The sequence below is a fragment of the Luteimonas sp. gir genome, assembly GCF_037198055.1.
GTDB lineage: Bacteria > Pseudomonadota > Gammaproteobacteria > Xanthomonadales > Xanthomonadaceae > Luteimonas > Luteimonas citri_A.
This window is the reverse complement of sequence record NZ_JBBAXQ010000017.1, coordinates 37,422-56,124: the sequence shown is the minus strand read 5'-3', so window position 1 is coordinate 56,124 and position 18,703 is coordinate 37,422. Positions and strand designations below refer to the sequence as shown.

Genomic DNA, 18,703 nt, shown 5'->3' with positions numbered 1-18,703 from the left:
CGCAGCTGATGCGCCCTTGAATTGTGTTCTGGTCGGGTACGCCGGCGGCCGGCGGGGGATTGATCGCGCGCTGCCTTGGCCTGGTCGATGCCTCTAACCGGCGCGGCGCTTGCGATTTGACGTGCATGTGGAACGCACCGAAGAATCGGAGGCTGTGCGGCCACAGCCGCGGGGGAGAGTGCAATGCGGCGTCGCGACTTCATGGCCCTGGGTGGGATCGGGCTGGGCAGCCTGCTCTTGCCGGGTGGGATCGGCCGGGCGATCGCGGCCGAGGAACTGACGCACGCGCTCGACCCGGGCTTCAAGAAGCGGCTCGCCGATGTCGCCTTGCAGGCCGCGCGCGATGGCGGCGCCGGTTACTGTGATGTGCGCATCGGCCGGTATCTGCGCCAGTACGTGATGACCCGCGAGACGCAGGTGGAGAACGTCGTCAACGAGGAATCCACCGGCGTGGGCATCCGTGTGCTCGCCGACGGCGCCTGGGGCTTCGCGGCGACCAATGCGCTCGATCCCGACAGCGTCGCCGCGGCCGCGCGCCAGGCGGTGGGAATCGCGAAGGCCAATGCACGCATCCAGGCGATGCCGGTGCAGCTGGCGCCGGTCGCGGGCGTGGGTGAAGTTGCCTGGCGTACACCGATCGCCCGCAACGGCATGGTGGTGCCGGTCGAGGACAAGGTCGCATTGCTGCTCGACGTCAATGCCGCCGCGATTGCCGCCGGTGCCGATTTCGTCGGCTCGCGGCTGTTCCTGGTCAACGAACAGAAGTACTTCGCCAGCACCGACGGCTCCTACATCGACCAGGACGTGCACCGGATCTGGGCGCCGTTCACGGTCACCGCGATCGACAAGGCCAGTGGCAAGTTCCGCACCCGCGATGGTCTGTCGGCGCCGATGGGGCTGGGCTACGAGTACCTCACGCCGGACCCCGCGCAGCGTTTCGATCTGCCCGGTGGCGTGGTCGCCTATGGCCGCGCCTACGACATGCGCGAGGACGCGGTGGCCGCCGCCCGGCAGGCCCGCGAGAAGTTGCGCGCGCCCTCGGTCCAACCCGGCCGCTACGACCTCGTGCTCGATCCGTCGAATCTGTTTCTGACCATCCACGAGAATGTCGGTCACCCGCTCGAGCTCGACCGTGTGCTCGGCTACGAGGCCAACTACGCTGGCACCAGCTTCGCCACCCTCGACAAGCGTGATGCCGGCTACCGCTGGGGCAGCGAGATCGTGAACTTCGTCGCCGACAAGACCCAGCCCGGCAGCCTGGGCGCGGTCGGGTATGACGACGAAGGCGTGCGGTGCAAGCAATGGGACCTGGTCAAGGACGGCATCCTGGTCGACTACCAGGCCACGCGCGATCAGGCGCATCTGCTGGGCAAGACCGAGTCCGATGGCTGCAGCTATGCTGACGCCTGGTCCAGCGTGCAGTTCCAGCGCATGCCCAACGTCTCGCTGTCGCCGGGCCGGTCGCCGCTGACAGTGCGCGAGATGATCGCCGGCGTCGAGCGTGGCCTCTACATCCACGGCCGTGGCTCTTACTCGATCGACCAGCAGCGCTACAACGCCCAGTTCGGCGGCCAGCTGTACTACGAGATCCGCGATGGCGAGATCGCCGGCATGGTCGAGGACGCCGCCTACCAGATCCGCACGCCGGAGTTCTGGAACGCCTGCAGCGCGATCTGCGATGAACGCGACTATCGCCTGGGCGGGTCGTTCTTCGACGGCAAGGGCCAGCCCGGCCAGGTCTCGGCGGTGTCGCACGGCGCGGCGACCACGCGCTTCGACGGCATCAACGTGATCAACACCGCACGCTCGCTGTAGCGGCGAGCGGGGGCGTCGGGGCGAAGCGGGGTCTGCATCGCCCGACGCCGGGCCGCTACAGCGACTGGCAGATCGCGAGCGCGACCTCGCCGAACGACGGCGGCGGCTGCCCGGCCATCGCGTGCGCAAGCGTCTCGACATGACGGACGCGGTCGGCACCGGCGGGGTGGTCGCCGCTGGCGTGTTCGTCGAAGATCCCGTTCTGTTGCCAGGCCCGCACGCTGGCCACGACCTCGGGCCAGCCGTGCCCGACCCGCGTCAGCAGGTAGGCGGACGCGAGATCGGCGATGACTTCGGTGGCCGGTCCGCTGACCCCGTGCAGGCCGATGTCGGCGAGGATCCGTTCGCTCATGCCGTGTCCGGCTTCGTGGGCGAGCGCGAACTTGATCGCGACGTCGTCGTCCAGGCCGAGCAGGCCCTGGCTGACCTCGATGCCGTAGCCGCCGGGTGCCGGCGCCAGGTTGCCATTGGGCTGGGCGCCCGGCACTTCGATCACGATCGGCACCATCGCCTCGCCGAACACGGTCGGTCGGTGGCCGCCGTAGAACAGCTCGGCGCTTGCGTCGAGCAGGGCGGCGACGGCCGCGCTCGCTTGGGTCGGGGTCAGTGGCATTGCGGTCTCTCCTGGCGGGTCAGGCAACGGGTTGCGCGGGGCTGACGGCATGGTCACCGCGCCGTCGGGCCAGCGGCATCGGTCGTGTGCCGAGTTCGGCGGGCGCTTGGGCCGAGTCGACGGCGCGTTGGATCGGACGTCGTCGCAGGTCTGTGCCATTCGTCACTGGACGGGGCGGGGCGCGGCATGTCATCAATCCAGACGGCGCGTAGGGGACGCGTCGCATTCATCGCCACGTCCGCGCGCGCCGCGGACCCTCGCTTTTCGGGAGAGCTGCTGTGCATAGACGCGATTTCCTCGCCCTCGCTGGTGTCGGCGCGGGCGGCCTGTTGCTGCCCGCCGTCTTCGGCAAGGTGATTGCCGCCGAGCAACTGCTGTCCACACTCGATGTGGGCTTCAAGAAACGACTGGCCGATGCCGGCCTGAATGCGGCGACCGCCGCGGGCGCGAGCTACTGCGACGTGCGTGTGGGCCGGTATCTGCGGCAGTTCGTGATGACCCGCGAGGACAAGGTCCAGAACGTGGTCAGCACCGAGTCGACCGGCGTGGGCGTGCGCGTCGTCGCTGGTGGGGCCTGGGGCTTTGCGGCGACCAACACGTTGACCGAGCAGGGCGTGGCCGAGGCCGCGCGCCAGGCGGTCGCGATCGCGCAGGCCAACGCCAAGGTGCAGACCGCGCCTGTGCAACTGGCGCCGGTCAAGGGCGTGGGCGAGGTCGCCTGGCGCACGCCGATCGCGCGCAACGGCATGGAGGTGCCGGTCAAGGACAAGGTGGACTTGTTGCTGGGCGTCAACGCCGCGGCGCTGTCGGCCGGGGCCAGCTTCGTGAATTCCACGCTGTTCCTGGTCAACGAGCAGAAGTACTTCGCCAGCACCGACGGCTCCTATATCGACCAGGACGTGCATCGGATCTGGGCGCCCATGACGGTGACCGCGATCGACAAGGCCAGCGGCAAGTTCCGCACACGCGAGGGCCTGTCGGCGCCGATGGGCATGGGCTTTGAGTACCTAGACGGGGCCGCCGCGGGCAAGGTCGTCTCGCCCAACGGCGTGGTCAACTACAGCACCTCCTACGACATGCGCGAGGATGCGATCGCCGCGGCGCGCCAGGCACAGGAGAAGCTGCGCGCGCCGTCGGTCAAGCCCGGTCGCTACGACCTCGTGCTCGACCCCTCGCACACCTGGCTGACCATCCACGAATCGATCGGCCATCCGCTCGAGCTCGACCGCGTGCTCGGCTACGAGGCCAACTACGCCGGTACCAGCTTCGCCACGCTCGACAAGCGCGAGCAGCGCTTCCAGTACGGCAGCGACCAAGTGACCGTGTTCGCCGACAAGACCCAGCCCGGGAGCCTGGGCGCGGTGGCCTACGACGACGAAGGCGTGGCGACCAAGCGCTGGAACCTGATCGATGCCGGCAAGCTGGTCGATTACCAGGCCACGCGCGACCAGGCGCACATCCTGGGCAAGACCGAGTCCGACGGCTGCAGCTACGCCGACGCCTGGTCGAGCGTGCAGTTCCAGCGTATGCCCAACGTCTCGCTGGCCGCCGGCCGCACGCCGCTGAGCGTGGAGCAGATGATCGGCGATGTGGAGAACGGCATCTATATCGTCGGCGACGGCTCGTTCTCGATCGATCAGCAGCGCTACAACGCCCAGTTCGGTGGCCAACTGTTCTACGAGATCCGCAACGGCAAGATCGCCGGCATGATCGAGGACGTCGCCTATCAGATCCGCACGCCGGAGTTCTGGAACGCCTGCGTGGCGGTCTGCGACGAGCGTGATTACCGCCTCGGCGGCTCGTTCTTCGACGGCAAGGGCCAGCCTAGCCAGGTCTCGGCGGTCTCGCACGGCTCGGCGACCGCACGCTTCAACGGCATCAACGTCATCAACACCGCGCGTTCGCTCGGCTAAGGAGTTCCGACCATGACCATCTTCACCGAAGCCCAGGCCCGCGAACTGCTCGAGAAGACCGTCGCGCTGTCGACCGCCGACGAGTGCACCGCCACGCTGTCGGGCTCGATCGACGGCAACATCCGCTTCGCGCTCAACAACGTGTCCACCAGCGGCATCGTCAGCAATGCCGAACTCAGCGTGCAGGTCGCCTTCGGCAAACGCGTGGGCACGGCCAGCATCAACGCCTTCGACGACGCCTCGCTGCGCAACGTGGTCAAGCGCGCCGAAGACCTCGCCCGGCTGGCGCCCGAGAACCCCGAGTTCCTGCCGGCGATCGGCAAGCAGGACTACCGCGCCAGTCCGACATTCAGCGAATCGACCGCGGCGATCACGCCCGAGTTCCGCGCGCAGGTCGCGGCCGATTCGATCGCGCCTTGCCGGGCCGAGCAACTGGTCGCCGCCGGCTTCCTCGACGATGGCCGCAGCTTCGTCGCGTTCGCCAACAGCAACGGCAACTTCGGCTACCAGCAGGCGACCAACTTCAACTACACCTGCACCGTGCGCACCGAGGACGGCCGCGGGTCGGGCTGGGTGGGGCGCAACCTCAAGGACGCCAGCGCGTTCGACGCCGGCCGCGACGTGCGCGTGGCGATGCGCAAGGCCAGCGATTCGGCCCAGGCCCAGGCGCTGGAGCCGGGCAAGTACACGGTGATCCTGGAGCCGGCCGCGGCGGCCGGGCTGATCTCGTTCATGATGCGCTACTTCGATGCGCGCACCGCCGACGAGGGCCGCAGCTTCCTGTCCAAGCGTGGCGGCGGCAACAAGCTCGGCGAACAGGTCTACGACCCCCGCGTGAGCATCGTCGCCGACCCCTGGCATCCGGAGGCGCCGGTGCTGCCGTGGGATGGTGACGGTCTGCCGCGTGAGAAGATGGCAATCATCGAGAACGGCAAGGTCGCCAACCTCGACTACTCGCGCTTCTGGGCACAGCAGCAGGGCAAGCGCGCGGTCGGCCGGCCGGGCAACCTGCTGATGGCGGGTGGCGACAAGTCGACCGCCGACCTGATCGCCGGCACCGATCGCGGCATCCTGGTCACCCGTACCTGGTACATCCGCATGGTCGACCCCCAGACCGTGCTGCTGACCGGGCTGACCCGCGACGGCACGTTCTATATCGAGAACGGCGAGATCAAGTACCCGCTGAAGAACTTCCGCTTCAACGAATCGCCGGTGATCATGCTCAACAACATCGACGAACTCGGCCGGCCGGTGCGCGTGGGCGGCGACGAGTCGTCGATGGTGATGATGCTGCCACCGATGCGCTTGCGCGATTTCACCTTCACCTCGCTGTCGGATGCGGTCTGAGGCGTCCGCATCGCGGGTGACGCCGATGTCCGGGCGGCGGCCGCTGCCCGGGCGGGGCGGCTCGCAGGCCCGGCCCTGCGCCGCCGAGACCGTGGCGCGAGAGCCGGTGCGATGAATCGGCGCCACGCGCTGCAGTGGCTGCTGGGTGCTGCGGCCGGCCTTGCCTTGCCGTCAGTGCTGGCGCAATCGGCGCGCTACGATTTCTGGTTCACCCGGCTGCGCTACGAGTCGGGCGACTGGGACGTCGATGCGCGGATGCCATCCAATGTGATCACCTCGCTGATCGACTACACCGACCTGCGCGTCGATCCGACCGAGCATGTGGTCGCGTTGTCGGATCCGAAGATGCTCGCCGCGCCGTTCTGCTATCTCGCCGGACATCGCCTGGTCGAGTTCAGTCCGGCCGAGCGGCGCAACTTCGAGCGCTATGTGCGCAGCGGCGGTTTCGTGTTCGTCGACGACTGCAACCACGACATCGACGGCCTGTTCGCCAAGTCGTTCGAGGCGCAGATGGCCGCGATCTTCGGCGGATCGGCGATGCGCAAACTGCCGAACTCGCATGCGCTCTATCACAGCTTCTTCCGCTTCCCCGATGGCCCGCCGGCGACTGGCTTCGAGCTCAACGGCTGGGGCGACGATCTGGTGCACGATTACCTCAAGGGCATCGAGATCGATGGCCGGCTGGCGGTGCTCTACAGCAACAAGGACTACGGCTGCGAATGGGACTACGACTGGCGCAACAAGCGCTTCCTGGCGCAGGACAACACCAAGTTCGCGGTCAACATCGTGATGTACGCACTGACCGCATGACCCCCGCTTTTGCAGGATCCGTCCCATGACCGCCATCGCTCCCACCGAGTCCGATCTGCAGGCGCGTCTGGCGCAGCTCGATGCACTGCGCGCTGCAATCGCGCGCGCCGTCGTCGGCCAGGCCGAGGTCGTCGAGCAGTTGCTGGTCGCGCTGCTCGCCGGCGGGCACGTGCTGCTCGAAGGCGTGCCGGGACTGGGCAAGACGCTGCTGGTGCGCACGCTTGGCCAGGCGCTCGACCTCGACTTCCGGCGCGTGCAGTTCACGCCCGACCTGATGCCCAGCGACCTGCTGGGCACCGAATTGCTCGAGGAGGACCATGGCACCGGGCGGCGGCATTTCCGTTTCCAGGAAGGCCCGGTGTTCACCCAGTTGCTGCTGGCCGATGAGCTCAACCGCACGCCGCCCAAGACCCAGGCCGCGCTGCTCGAAGCGATGGCCGAGCGTACCGTCAGCCATGCCGGCGTGACCCGCGCGCTGCCGCAGCCGTTCTTCGTGCTGGCCACACAGAATCCGATCGAGCAGGCCGGCACCTATCCGCTGCCCGAGGCGCAACTCGACCGCTTCCTGCTGCATGTCGCGCTCGGCTATCCCGATGCCGACGAGGAGCAGGCGATCCTCGCGCGCACGACCGGGGCGGCCGAGAACGAGGTGCCGCGGGTCATGGACGCCGCTGCGGTGCTGACGCTGCAGGCATTGGTGCGCCAGGTGCACCTGGGCGAGGACCTGCTGGCCTGGATTGCGGCGTTGGTGCGCGCGACCCGACCGGGCGACGGGGCGCCGCAGATCGTGCGCGACTACGTGCGCTGGGGCGCCGGACCTCGCGCCGGGCAGTCACTGGTGCTGGCCGCCAAAGCACGTGCGCTGCTGCATGGCCGGCTCGCGGCGACGCGCGAGGATGTTGCGGCGTTGATTGCGCCGGTGCTGCGTCACCGGCTGGTGCTGTCGTTCGCGGCGGAGGCCGGACAGATCGACGTCGATGCGGTGGTCGCCGGCCTGCTGCGCGCGCTGCCGGCACCGGATCGCTGAGCGCCGCGTGGTGGCCGCGAGCCCGGCAACGCCGATGTCGCCGGACGGCCCGCCGACAGGCGACGGGCTGACGCCCGCGCTGCGGGCCTGTCTGGCGACATTGCGGCTGCGCCCGCGCCAGGCTCGGGGGCGCGACGGCCTGGGCCAGCACGCCAGCCGCAATCGCGGCGCCGGCCTGGAGTTCGCGCAGTACCGCGCCTACGAGCCCGGTGACGAACCACGGCAGATCGACTGGAAGCTCTACGCTCGCAGCGATCGCTTCTTCGTGCGCGAGGCCGAGCGCGAGAGCCCGGTCCGGGCCTGGGTGCTGCTCGACACCACCGCATCGATGGCCCAGGCCGACGAGGCTGCGCCGCAGCGCACGCGTCTGGAGATCGCGCGCTTGCTGGCGACCTGCGTGGTGGAGATCGCACAGCGCCAGGGCGATGCCTGCGGGTTGGCGACCTGTGGCGGTGCCGGCATCGCGCTGGTCGCCCCCGGCATCGGGCCGCGGCAACGCGACCGCTTGCGCCACGCGCTGGTGCACGTCACGCCGGCCGGCGGCTGGCCCGATGCCGCGACGCTCGCGCCAGTCTGGGGCCGCATCGCGCGGGGCGATCTGGTTGTCGCGATCGGAGACTGGTTCGATGCAAGCGCGGTCGACGCGCTGCTGCAGTTGGCGCGGGCTGGGCGCGAGGTCATTGCGCTGCAGGTGCTGACCACCGACGAACGCGATTTCCCGTTCCGCGATGGGCGCCGTTTCGTCGATCCCGAGACTGGCGAGGCGCTGCTCGGAGACGGGCCGGCACTGCGCGCCGACTACCTTGCGCGCTTCGGCGCGGCGCAACGCGCGTTGGCGGCGCGGCTGGCCGCGGGCGGCATCGCGTTCGCGAGTCACGTCGTCGACACGCCGCCCGAAGGCGTGCTGCGCGCGTTGTTTGGCGAGCGCACACGATGAGCTTCGGCCTGCTCGCACCGGCTGCGCTCGCGGCGCTGGCCGCACTGTTGCTGCCGCTGCTGTTGCACCTGGCGCGCCGCGATGCCACGCGGCCCACGCCGTTCGCGGCATTGCGCTGGTTGCGCGAGCGCCCGAAGCCACACCGACGGCTGCGCTTCGATGACTGGCCACTGCTGCTGGCCCGCCTGCTGCTGCTCGCATTGCTCGCACTGTGGCTGGCGTGGCCGGTGTTGCATGGCGGCGCGGCCCCGGCGCGCTGGACGGTTGTCGTGCCGGGCGTGGCGGCCGACGCGATGCCGCCGGCCGATCCCGAGGCGCCGGTCCGCTGGCTGGCGCCCGGCTTTCCGCAGGCGCGCGACACCGTCGCGCCGACCGGCCCAGTGCCGGTCGCCAGCCTGCTGCGCGAACTGGACGCGATGCTGCCGAGCGGCACTGCACTGACGGTGGTCGTGCCCGAGACCGTCGATGGGGTCGATGGCGGGCGCGTGGTCTTGTCGCGCGCCATGGACTGGCGGGTCGTGCCGGCGTCGTCCGCGCCGGGTGCGACACCCCGCGCGCCATGGCCGCAGATCGATGTATTCGGCATCGCCGACGGCGATCCCGCACTACGCGTGCTGGCGGCGATCGCCCACGCCTGGCGTCCCGACGATGGCGTCGCGCTGCGACGCGTAACGTCCGGCGAGACGCCGCGCGCGGAGGCCACGCTCGCATGGTGGAGCGCCAGCGCACCGCCACCCGCATTGCTCGAGGCTGCGGCGGGCCGCGCGCTGTTGCTGGGCCCGGCGGCGTTGCTGCCCGAGGGCACGGACTGGCACGCCAGTGTCGATGACGCGGGTTTCGAGCGTGCGGCCTGCGGTGCGGCGACCTGTGTGCGCTGGCGCGGCACGTTCGACCCGGCGCACGACTCGGAACTGCTCGATCCCGGCTTCCCCGCACGACTGCGCGATCGTCTGCAGCCGGGGCCGGCGCCGGCGCGCATCGCCGCGGCAGACCTGGCACCCGCCAGCGGGCTGACGGCGTATCCGCCAGTGCCGCGCGACTTGCGGCCGTGGTGGGCGCTGCTGGTCGCGCTGGCATTCGCCCTCGAACGCTGGCTGGCCACCGCCGCGCGTCGGACGACGACCGCATGAGCGTCGTGTCCGCACTGCTGCGCGTGCGCGCCGCGGCGCGTCGGCGTGCGGTCATCGGTGTGGTGCTGGTGGCCGCGCCCTTGGTGGTTGGTCTGGCCGCGCTCGCCTGGCGGATGGCCTACGGGCCGGCGGCGGCCTGGGCCGTGTTGCTGGTCGCCGCGCTCGCCGCGGTCATCGGCACACGCCGGGTCCGCCGTATCGACCGCAGTTGGCTCGTGCGCCGGCTCGATGCCGACCGCCGCGACATGGAGGACAGCGCCGCACTGCTGTTCGCCGCCCCCGCCGCGCTTGCGCCGTTGGCGCAACTGCAACGTGCGCGGCTGGAGGCCCGACTCGCCGCGCAGCCTTGGCACCCGCAGTCGGCGCCCTGGCCGTGGCGCGCGCTGTGCTTGGCGTGGTCGGTGGGTGCACTGCTGACTGTCGCCGTGCTGGCATGGCCGACGGGCGCGGCTCCCGGGACGATCGACAGCGTGCCCGCGCGGGCCGGAGCACCGGACACGCCGGCGCTTCTGTCGCAGGCGCTGCGCATCGACGCGCCGGCCTACACGGGCCTGACACCACGGACGCAGGCCGAACTCGACGCGCAGGCCACGACCGGCGCGACCTTGCGTTGGACGCTGCGCTTTGCGCCGCAGCCGCAGCGCGTGGCCCTGCAGTTCCACGACGGCCGCGAACTGGCGTTCGTACGCCAAGACGAGGACTGGACGGCGACGCTGCGGCTCGATCGCTCGTCGCTGTACCGCATCGCGGTCGATGGCGACACCGACGGCATTCTCGCGCGTGCGCAACCCTGGCGGCTCGAGGCCGTGCCCGACCGCCCGCCCGAGGTACGCGTGCGCGCGCCCGAGTCGACGCTGTCCACGTACACCCGCGGACAACGCGCCTGGGCGCTGGCGTTCGAGGCAGCCGATGACTTCGGCGTCGCGGCGGACGCGCGCCTGCGCATCACCGTGACCCGCGGCAGCGGCGAGGCGGTGACGTTCGAGGACCGCACCCGCACCCTGCGGGGTACCGGCGACGCGCGGGCGCGCAGATTCGCGGCGACGCTCGACCCGATCGCGCTGGGCCTGGAGGAGGGCGGCGATCTGGTCGCCCAGCTCGAGATCCGCGACAACCGCGTGCCCGCGCCGCAACAGGCCCGCAGTGCCAGTCTGATCCTGCGCTGGCCGCCGCCGACGCCACCCGATGCCGATGGGCTTGAAGGCCTGGCGCGCGATGTGCTGCCGGCGTACTTCCGCAGCCAGCGCCAGATCATTCTCGATGCCGAAGCGCTGATCGCCGAGCAGCCACGGCTGACGCGCGAGACGTTCGAGACGCGCTCCGACACCCTCGGTGTCGATCAGCGCTTGCTGCGGCTGCGCTATGGGCAGTTCCTGGGCGAGGAATCGGAAGGCCATGCGCGGCCACCACCGACCGCCGATGCCGACGACACGCCGCCCGCGCCGCCGCGCAAGCCATTGCCGATCGACGATTTCGGTCAGGACGATCCGGCGACGGACGACGCACCGGCGCAGGCGCACGACGACACGCACGACGACCATGACCACGATCACGATCACACGCCTGCTGAGGTCACGACGTTCGGCCGTGCCGACGACGTGCTCGCCACCTTCGGCCACACCCACGACCTGCCGGAGGCGGCGACGCTGCTCGACCCGAAGACGCGCGAATTGCTGCGCAGTGCGCTGCGCGAGATGTGGCAGTCCGAGCTGCACCTGCGCCAGGCCGCGCCACGCGAGGCGCTGGCGCCGGCGAACCGCGCACTGGTGTTGATCAAGGAGGTCCAGCAGGCGAATCGCATCTATCTGGCGCGTGTGGGCACGGCGCTGCCACCGGTCGATTTCGCCCGGCGCCTCGGCGGCGACCGCGACGGCATCGCGCCGCGTGCGGTGCCCGGCCCGGCGGCAGCCGAGCTCGATGCCCCGATGGTGGCCTGGCAGGCCCTGGCCTGGGACGAGGCCTTCGACCCGGCCGCGCTCGTCGCCTGGGCGCAGACGCAGCCGCGCGCGCTCGACGATCCGCTTGCGTTGCTGGCCGCGATCGACGCGCTGCAGCGCGATCCAGCCTGCACCGCATGTCGGCAGGCCCTGCGCGGGCAGTTGTGGCACGTGCTGCGACGTCCGCTGCCGACGCCGCCGCGTCGCGCCGCGATCGACGCGATGGGCGTGCGCTATCTCGACGCGCTGCAGGAGGAGGCGCGATGACCCCCGAGCGCTGGCTGCTCCCACTGTTGTGTGCCGCTGCCGCACTGTCGATCCTGCGGCTGGCGATCGCGCACCTGCGCGCGCCACCCGAGGCCCGGCCCGCGGCATGGCGGACGTGCGCGCTCGCGGTGTTGACCGTGGTCTCCGCAGGTCTGCTGGCGCGCACCTTGCAGCCGCCGCCGGTGCCGGTCGCAGGCGACACGCTGGTCGTGCTGACCGCCGGATGGCAGGGCCTGCCGATGCCGGCGTCTCAGCGCGTGGTCGCATTGCCCGAGGCCGGCGACGGACCACCCGGGGCGCTGCGGACGCCCGATCTGGCAACCGCACTGCGGCGCCACGATGCGCAGGCGCTGACGATCGTCGGCGCCGGTCTGACGGCGCGCGACCGCGATGCGATCGGCGATCGCGCTTTGGCGTTCGTGCCGGCGGCGCTGCCGGACGGCATCGTCGCGCTCGAGGCGCCACGCGACGTCGCGCCGGGCGCGCGCTTCGAAGTGCGTGGCGGTGTCGCCGGTCTCGAAGGGGCGCAGGTCGTGTTGGTCGATCCGGCGGGCCGCATCGTCGATACGGCAACGCTGGACGAGGCGGGCGGTTTCCGCCTGGCCGGCACTGCACGCGGCACCGGCCAGGCGCAGTTCGGCGTGGGCGTGCGCGATGCCGAGGGCGCCGAGCTGTCCCGGGTCGAGGTGCCGGTGGTCGTTGAAGCGGCGGCACCGGTGCGTGTGCTGTTGCTCGCCGGTGCGCCGAACCCGGACCTGCGCGCACTGCGACGCTGGGCCGAGGACACCGGCATGCGCCTGCACTGGCGAACTACCCTGGGCGGCGGCACCAGCGTCGGCGACGCGCCGGCACTCGATGCGGCTGGCGTGGCCGAGCAGGATCTGGTGCTGCTCGAGACGCGCGCATTCGACGGCTTGAGCGCAGGCACGCGGGCCGCGCTGCGCAGCGCGGTGGCGAATGGGCTCGGCGTGCTGGTGCATGCACCGCAGCCACCGTCGAGGGCGTTGCGCGACTGGCTGCGCGGCACCGGTCTGGCGATCGAAGCGGGGCCGGTGCGCACGTGGCGCCCCGACCCGGGCCCGAGCGAGGCGGCGCGACTGCGCGCGTGGGCCGGGCCCGGCAGCGCCGATGCGCCGTTCGATCCGCTGCTGGCGGGCGAGGCGCCGCCGACGCTGACCTATCGCCCGCTGTCCGGAGGACTGCCGGGAAGCGAGGACAGCGCACAGGACATGATGCGCTGGCAGGCCTGGGGCCGCGGCCGTATCGGCTTGGTCACGCTGGCCGACAGTTGGCGCCTGCCGCTGGCCGGCCGCGCCGACCTGCACGCGGCGCTGTGGAGCAGTTGGGCGGGCACGCTGGCCCGTGCCGGCGACCGGGACACGGCGACGGTCGAGAGGTCGGCCTGGGGCGGCGAGCGCGTCGCGCTGTGCGGGCTCGGGCCCGACGCGCAGGCGATCGCCCCGGACGGGCGTGCGACTCCGTTATTGCGCGATCCGGCGACGCGCGATTGCGCCGGCCTGTGGCCACGCGTCGCCGGCTGGTACCGGATCGTCGATGCCGATCGGCACTGGCCTGTGCAGGTGCGCGCCATCGAAGACGCGCCGGGTCTGGCGGCGGCGCAGCAACGCGCCAGGACACAGGCGTTGGTCCGTGAGATGTCTGGCGGCCGCGCATCGCAGGCCACTGCCCCCGGTTCGAGTTGGCCCTGGGCGCTGGCCTGGCTGCTGGCAACGACCGCGCTGTGGGCGCTGGGCCGTGCGCGCCTGGGGCGTGCCCAAGTGCCAGCGTCATCCCAACCTCGCTAATCTGCTGCTTCCCACGGAGAGACGACGATGACCCATCGCGGACGTTGCCATTGCGGCAGCCTGGCCTTCGAACTGGACGGCGAGATTGCCGAGGTCTACGACTGCAATTGCTCGATGTGCCGCCGGCGCGGTGGCCTGCTGGCGTTCGCGCCGGCCGAGGCGTTGCGCGAGACCGGCACCGGCACTGCGGGCACCTATCGCTTCAACACCCACCGGATCGACCATCATTTCTGCACGGTCTGCGGCATCGCGCCCTACAGCCGCGGCATCGCCCCCGACGGGGCGCCGATGGCCTGCGTCAACGTGCGCTGCATCGACGGATTGGACCTGGCAGCACTGAAGATCGTGCAGATCGACGGCGCTCAATTCTGATTGCGTGCCGCGTCGCCGTATGGCCATCGCTGCTCACGTTACGTAGCGCCCCGATCCGAGCCCGAGCGAGCCGCCACATAATCAGGCGGCTTGATCGTGATCCTCCGAGAACTGGCGTGTAGCGAGTAACACCGGCATGAGTGCTTCGCCCCGGTCGGTCAGGCGGTACTCCACCCGTGGGGGCTTCTCATTGAAATCCGTCCGCCGGATCAGCCTGTCGGCCTCGAGTTCTCGAAGGTGCTGCGTCAGCATCTTCTGCGAGACGCCGGGGATGTCGCGCAAGAGCAAGGAGCTACGCTGCATCCCATCGGCATAAAGTCGGAACAGGATAGGCAGTTTCCATCGCCCGCTGATCATCTTTAAGCACCGGGTAACCTGAGCTACCGCGCCATCCGGTCCGAGGCAGGCGCTCCGGTCGAGCTCTGCCATAGGCACCTTTTCGTACGTTCTTGCCGGTTCCATTATGTCGCTCCTACATTACGGCTCCACGATAAAGGAGCCCGACGGTGAATCTACATCTCGACGGCAAGATTGCCCTGGTGACTGGAAGCAGCAAGGGCATCGGTGCTGGTATCGCACGCGGGCTGGCACGTGAAGGCGCTGTGGTGGTGGTTCACGGGCGCGACCGGGAACAGGCCGCCGCCGTGGCGCGGAAAATCGGGCAGGAAGGCGGAACGGCGCATGTCGTGACCGGGGATCTTACGGACGTGGCGGCGGTCGATTCGCTTCTGACTGAGGTGCGTGCCGTCGGAAACATCGACATTCTTGTCAACAACGCGGGCGGCTCGGGCGGCAATTCGGACTGGAGCACGACGGAGGCTAATGTATGGGCGTCGACCTATGATGCCAACGTGTTGGCGGCCATGCGCATGGCAAAGGCGGTGCTGCCGCAAATGCGCCATGCCGGATGGGGAAGGATAATCAACATTTCCAGTCTCGCCGCACTGATGCCCCCCGCAGGCAACCCCGACTATTCGGCAGCCAAGGCCGCGATGTTAGCGATGACTTCGTCCATGGCCAAAGCCGTTGCAGCCGAGGGGGTGACGGTGAACACAGTTTCGCCCGGCACAATCCGGAGCGAGACGTTCGAACGCAAATTCCGCGAGGTCGCCCAGCAAAGAGGTATTGCGCCCGAAGCGCCGTGGGAAGAGGTGGAGGCAGAGGTCCTTCCACTCTTCGCGAGCGTCCCCGTCGGGCGGGCTGGCACGCTGGAGGAGATTGCAGATGCCGTGGCCTTTCTCGCCAGTCCGCGGGCCTCTTACATCACCGGCTCGAACCTGCGCCTGGACGGTGGAATGCTTCCGACATTCTGATGCACGTCCAAGCAGCCAAGACATCAATTGGAAGAACACACCAATGAGCATTTTCGATCATGTCAGCCTCAAGACGACCCGTCTCGAAGAAACACAGCGGTTCTACGAGGCTGCCCTTGCCCCATTGGGAATATTCAAGAGGTTGTCTATCGAGCGCGCCGAAGGTGGTGTAGCAGGCTTTGGGCGTGAGCGCGTCGAGTTCTTCATGGTTGGGGTTCAGGGATCAGACCCAAGTCCGATCCACCTTGCCTTTCGTGCCAGGGACTGCAAAGAGGTGGAGGGCTTTTACGCCGCGGCCCTGGCCGCTGGCGGAACGGACAATGGCGCACCGAGCATACGCCCGAAGTATCATGAAGCCTACTATGCCGCCTTCGTGGTCGACCCTGCCGGAAACAACGTTGAGGCAGTTTTCCAGGGGCCCGCATGAGCTTGAGTGTGCTCGGCGGCCGGAAGCAGCACCTGGAGAATGGCAGGTAGCTTCACCCCGGAGCAGACTCTGGCGGCCTCGCGCTGTGCTCCGCGCATCTGCCCGAGACCGTCACCTTCGAGCGTCTGCTCGCCGGTGCGGCGCTGGCCTCGGACGGGATGCAGGCGGCCGTGTCCAGCATGACCATGGATGCAGCGGGCGGCCTTGGTCGCCTGCACAAGCCATGGCTGTTGCTCTACGGCGCGTGCGATGCGCTGGTCCGGCCCGATCCTTCTATCGCGCGGGCGCGAACGCTCAAGCCCGATGCGCAGACCATGATCTATGCGGACATCGGCCACGCACCGTTCGCCGACGCGTTTCAACCAGGACCTGGTGCGGTTCGTCGAGGCGACGGCGCCGTTAACGCCGCCGCCCGGTCGGCCGGCCGATGACCGGCCTGCGGCGCTCAGCCTTCCTCTTCTTCCTCGAATTCCACCAGCGCGTCGAGGTCGAAGGCCAGCGCCTCGACCGCCTCGCGGACCTTGCGTGCCGTCGCGGCGTTGCCGGCCTCGACCTCGATTTCGTGCATCTGCGGGCCGCTGACATCGCTCAGCCCGGCGGAGCTGGAGTCGGCGTCGTCCATGTGCGGCATCAGGTCGTCGATTTCCTCGACATGTTCGATGCCATCGATGCTCTGCAGGAGATTGATCACCGTACGGGCGGTGTCGTCGCTGCCGGTCAGGCGGATGCGGAGCATGGGCATGGCGGTTCCTCTTCGTCTTCGATTGAGCGGGGAAGCGTGAGGCTGAGAGAAGCGAGGGCAAGCCTGTGTGACGAGCACGCCATGATCGCGTTGCGCGAACGGGCAGCGCAGTTCACACGCGCAGCCAGCGCATCGACAGCGCGACCCCTGCCATTGCTGCGGCGACGCCGAGGAACGCGACCACCAGTCCGGTCGCCTGCGCAGCGAAGCCGATCAATGCGGGACCTGCGAGCACCCCGGCATAGCCGATTGTGCTGATCGCCGGGATCGCCTGTGCCTCTGGCATCGTCGTCTGGCGGCCGGCCATCGAGAACATCACCGGCACCACATTGGCGCAGCCCACACCCACCAGCGCGTAGCCGGCCAGCGCGATCGCGCCACTGGGCGCCAGCGTGGCGATGCCCAGGCCCGCGCACGCGCACAGTGCGCCGAGCACGACCGCGCGGCGATCGCCCAGGCGACGGACGAGACCATCGCCGCACAGCCGCGCGACCGTCATTGCCAGCGAGAACACGACAAAGCCCATTCCGGCGCGGGCAGCGTCCACGCCGCGGACCTCGTGCAGGAACACCGCACTCCAGTCGAGCATCGAGCCTTCGACCAGGAACGCGACGAAGCACAGCACACCGATGCACGCGACCACGCCGCGCGGCCACGCGAACGCGGCGGTGTCGCGCGCCACGCGTTCGCTGCGCCAATGGCGTGCCGACGGCGCATACAGCGCCAGCACGACCAAGGCGACCAGGCCCGTCGCCAGCCACGGTGCCAGGCCCGCGCTGAGCAAGGCGGTCGTCCCTGCGGCGCCGACAAAACCGCCGATGCTGTAGAACGCGTGGAAGCCCGACATCATCGGCCGTGCGCTGTCGCGCTCGACCGCGACGGCCTGCAGATTCATCGCGCAGTCCATCGCGCCGATACCGGCACCGAATGCTGCCAGCGCAGCCGCCAGCATCCAGGGCGTTGCGGCCATCGCGAGCATCGGCAATGTGATGCAGATCAACAGCAACGCGGCCACCATGACGCGCTTGCAGCCCTGCCGCGCGGCGAGCGCACCGGCGGCCGGCATCGCCAGCAGCGAGCCAGTGCCCAGGCACAGCAGCACTAACCCGAGCGAGGCCTCATCAAGGCCGGTTCGGGCCTTGGCGAAGGGCACGATCGGCGCCCAGGCGGCGATCGCGAAACCGGGAATGAAGAACGCGGCGCGCGTCGCATGCTGCTGCGCGCGGGGGGAAGAGATCGGGACGGACATGGCGGACGACGTGGGGGACGAGGGGAGGGGAGAGGCAGGGGGCGCTCAGGGGGGCGCGGCGACATGCACCGCGATGCCGCGCGCGCCAAAGCGTGCCTGTTGCGCGGGCGCTGCATCGTGTTCGACGACCAGCGTGGCGATCGCTTCGAGCGCCGCGACCCGGTGCGCGGCCTGCGTGCCGAGCTTGGCGTTGGTCGCCACCACGATGGCCTCGCCGCTGGCCTCGATCATCAGGCGCTTGAAGCGGGCCTGCTCGCCGTCGACGCTCCAGATGCCGTGGTCGGCATCGATCGCGCAGGCACCGGGGAAGCACAGGTCGGCGCGCAGATCGCGCAGTTGCGCCATCGCCTGCGCGCCGAGCGCCGCGCCGCTGCTGGGGTCGATCCGACCGCCGATCAGCAGGACCTCGAAGCCGTCGCGGGCCATCAGTGTCTGGGCGATGTCGGGGGCATTGGTCGCGACCGTCAGCGCCTGCCGCTCGGGCAATGCGGCGGCGATCGCGCTGTTCGTGGAGCCGGCGTCGAGCAGCAGCATCTGGCCCGGGCGGATCCGCGCCGCCGCCACGGCGGCGATCGCGAGCGCGCGCTTGCCCGCCGCGTGCTCGTGATGGCGTCGGGCCAATGGCGGAAAGTCGGGCGTTGGTGGCAGTGCGCCCCCGTAGACGCGTCGGCACAGGCCGCGCGCAGCTAGCTCGCGCAGGTCGCGGCGGATCGAATCTTCCGACACGCTGAACTCGGCCGCCAGTTCGGTCGCCACGACCCGGCCCTCGATCGCGAGCCGGCGCAGGATCGCCTGCTGGCGCTCCTGCGGCAGTACGTCGCCGGATGCGGTCATCGAATGCGACCGCAGGTGGCGAGCGCGCGTGTGCCCACGACGGCAACGCTCGCGCCGTGTCTCCAGGTCGCAGCGCGTCGCATCGACGTGGCTCGGCAAGACCTTCGTCCGTCCAACCCCCTGCGCTGCGACATCGGGCACCCCCGCTCTGCGTGAAGGTGCGAA

Annotated in this window: 17 protein-coding genes and 1 pseudogene; 13 read left to right on the top strand and 5 right to left on the bottom strand. The window is 69.9% G+C overall.

All coding sequences use genetic code 11. The features are described from left to right. Positions 1–183: 183 nt before the first annotated feature. Positions 184–1,815, top strand: coding sequence for a TldD/PmbA family protein (locus WAF18_RS16755; RefSeq protein ID WP_337246107.1), 1,632 nt, complete (start codon positions 184–186; stop codon positions 1,813–1,815). 55 nt (positions 1,816–1,870) lie between these two features. On the opposite strand, the gene WAF18_RS16750 is transcribed toward WAF18_RS16755, so the two are convergent. Further along, positions 1,871–2,428: a hypothetical protein gene (locus WAF18_RS16750; RefSeq protein WP_337246106.1), complete on the bottom strand. Its 558-nt coding sequence runs from the start codon at positions 2,426–2,428 to the stop codon at positions 1,871–1,873. Positions 2,429–2,706: 278 nt separating this feature from the next. Here WAF18_RS16750 and WAF18_RS16745 point away from each other — a divergent pair, with 278 nt between their 5' ends. The 9 genes from WAF18_RS16745 (at position 2,707) to WAF18_RS16705 (ending at position 13,973) form a co-directional block, all read left to right on the top strand. After that, positions 2,707–4,341, top strand: a complete 1,635-nt coding sequence (locus WAF18_RS16745) for a TldD/PmbA family protein (RefSeq protein ID WP_337246105.1) — start codon at positions 2,707–2,709, stop codon at positions 4,339–4,341. A gap of 12 nt (positions 4,342–4,353) precedes the next feature. Next, a complete protein-coding gene (locus WAF18_RS16740) occupies positions 4,354–5,688 on the top strand; it encodes a TldD/PmbA family protein (protein ID WP_337246104.1) in 1,335 nt (444 codons plus the stop codon). 111 nt (positions 5,689–5,799) lie between these two features. Continuing rightward, complete coding sequence (locus WAF18_RS16735) at positions 5,800–6,498, top strand: DUF4159 domain-containing protein (protein ID WP_337246103.1); 699 nt, start codon at positions 5,800–5,802, stop codon at positions 6,496–6,498. A gap of 25 nt (positions 6,499–6,523) precedes the next feature. Then, the gene (locus WAF18_RS16730; RefSeq protein WP_337246102.1) at positions 6,524–7,525 is read left to right on the top strand and encodes a MoxR family ATPase; all 1,002 of its coding nucleotides are present in this window, start codon (positions 6,524–6,526) and stop codon (positions 7,523–7,525) included. A 34-nt stretch (positions 7,526–7,559) separates the two neighbouring features. After that, positions 7,560–8,462, top strand: a complete 903-nt coding sequence (locus tag WAF18_RS16725) for a DUF58 domain-containing protein (protein WP_337246118.1) — start codon at positions 7,560–7,562, stop codon at positions 8,460–8,462. Next, positions 8,459–9,592, top strand: coding sequence for a BatA domain-containing protein (locus WAF18_RS16720; RefSeq protein ID WP_337246101.1), 1,134 nt, complete (start codon positions 8,459–8,461; stop codon positions 9,590–9,592). Before WAF18_RS16725 ends, WAF18_RS16720 begins: the two co-directional genes overlap by 4 nt. Beyond that, a complete protein-coding gene (locus WAF18_RS16715; protein ID WP_337246100.1) occupies positions 9,589–11,796 on the top strand; it encodes a hypothetical protein in 2,208 nt (735 codons plus the stop codon). The genes WAF18_RS16720 and WAF18_RS16715 overlap by 4 nt, the downstream gene beginning before the upstream one ends. Continuing rightward, positions 11,793–13,601, top strand: a complete 1,809-nt coding sequence (locus WAF18_RS16710) for a carboxypeptidase regulatory-like domain-containing protein (RefSeq protein ID WP_337246099.1) — start codon at positions 11,793–11,795, stop codon at positions 13,599–13,601. Before WAF18_RS16715 ends, WAF18_RS16710 begins: the two co-directional genes overlap by 4 nt. A 27-nt stretch (positions 13,602–13,628) precedes the next feature. After that, the gene (locus tag WAF18_RS16705) at positions 13,629–13,973 is read left to right on the top strand and encodes a GFA family protein (RefSeq protein ID WP_337246098.1); all 345 of its coding nucleotides are present in this window, start codon (positions 13,629–13,631) and stop codon (positions 13,971–13,973) included. Between the two features lie 81 nt (positions 13,974–14,054). Here WAF18_RS16705 and WAF18_RS16700 read toward each other — a convergent pair whose 3' ends face one another. Next, positions 14,055–14,402, bottom strand: coding sequence for a helix-turn-helix domain-containing protein (locus WAF18_RS16700; RefSeq protein ID WP_337246097.1), 348 nt, complete (start codon positions 14,400–14,402; stop codon positions 14,055–14,057). Positions 14,403–14,479: 77 nt separating this feature from the next. Here WAF18_RS16700 and WAF18_RS16695 point away from each other — a divergent pair, with 77 nt between their 5' ends. The 3 genes and pseudogenes from WAF18_RS16695 to WAF18_RS16685 form a co-directional block, all read left to right on the top strand. Then, a complete protein-coding gene (locus WAF18_RS16695) occupies positions 14,480–15,286 on the top strand; it encodes an SDR family NAD(P)-dependent oxidoreductase (protein ID WP_337246096.1) in 807 nt (268 codons plus the stop codon). Positions 15,287–15,329: 43 nt separating this feature from the next. Then, complete coding sequence (locus WAF18_RS16690; RefSeq protein ID WP_337246095.1) at positions 15,330–15,713, top strand: VOC family protein; 384 nt, start codon at positions 15,330–15,332, stop codon at positions 15,711–15,713. A gap of 116 nt (positions 15,714–15,829) precedes the next feature. After that, a pseudogene (locus WAF18_RS16685) lies at positions 15,830–16,100 on the top strand (alpha/beta hydrolase); the annotation flags it as partial. A gap of 58 nt (positions 16,101–16,158) precedes the next feature. On the opposite strand, the gene WAF18_RS16680 reads toward WAF18_RS16685, so the two are convergent. From WAF18_RS16680 to WAF18_RS16670, 3 genes are all read right to left on the bottom strand, one after another. Next, complete coding sequence (locus WAF18_RS16680) at positions 16,159–16,455, bottom strand: hypothetical protein (RefSeq protein WP_183425859.1); 297 nt, start codon at positions 16,453–16,455, stop codon at positions 16,159–16,161. A gap of 112 nt (positions 16,456–16,567) precedes the next feature. Further along, the gene (locus tag WAF18_RS16675; RefSeq protein ID WP_337246094.1) at positions 16,568–17,704 is read right to left on the bottom strand and encodes an MFS transporter; all 1,137 of its coding nucleotides are present in this window, start codon (positions 17,702–17,704) and stop codon (positions 16,568–16,570) included. A gap of 45 nt (positions 17,705–17,749) precedes the next feature. Then, complete coding sequence (locus WAF18_RS16670) at positions 17,750–18,538, bottom strand: DeoR/GlpR family DNA-binding transcription regulator (protein ID WP_337246093.1); 789 nt, start codon at positions 18,536–18,538, stop codon at positions 17,750–17,752. Positions 18,539–18,703: the final 165 nt, after the last annotated feature.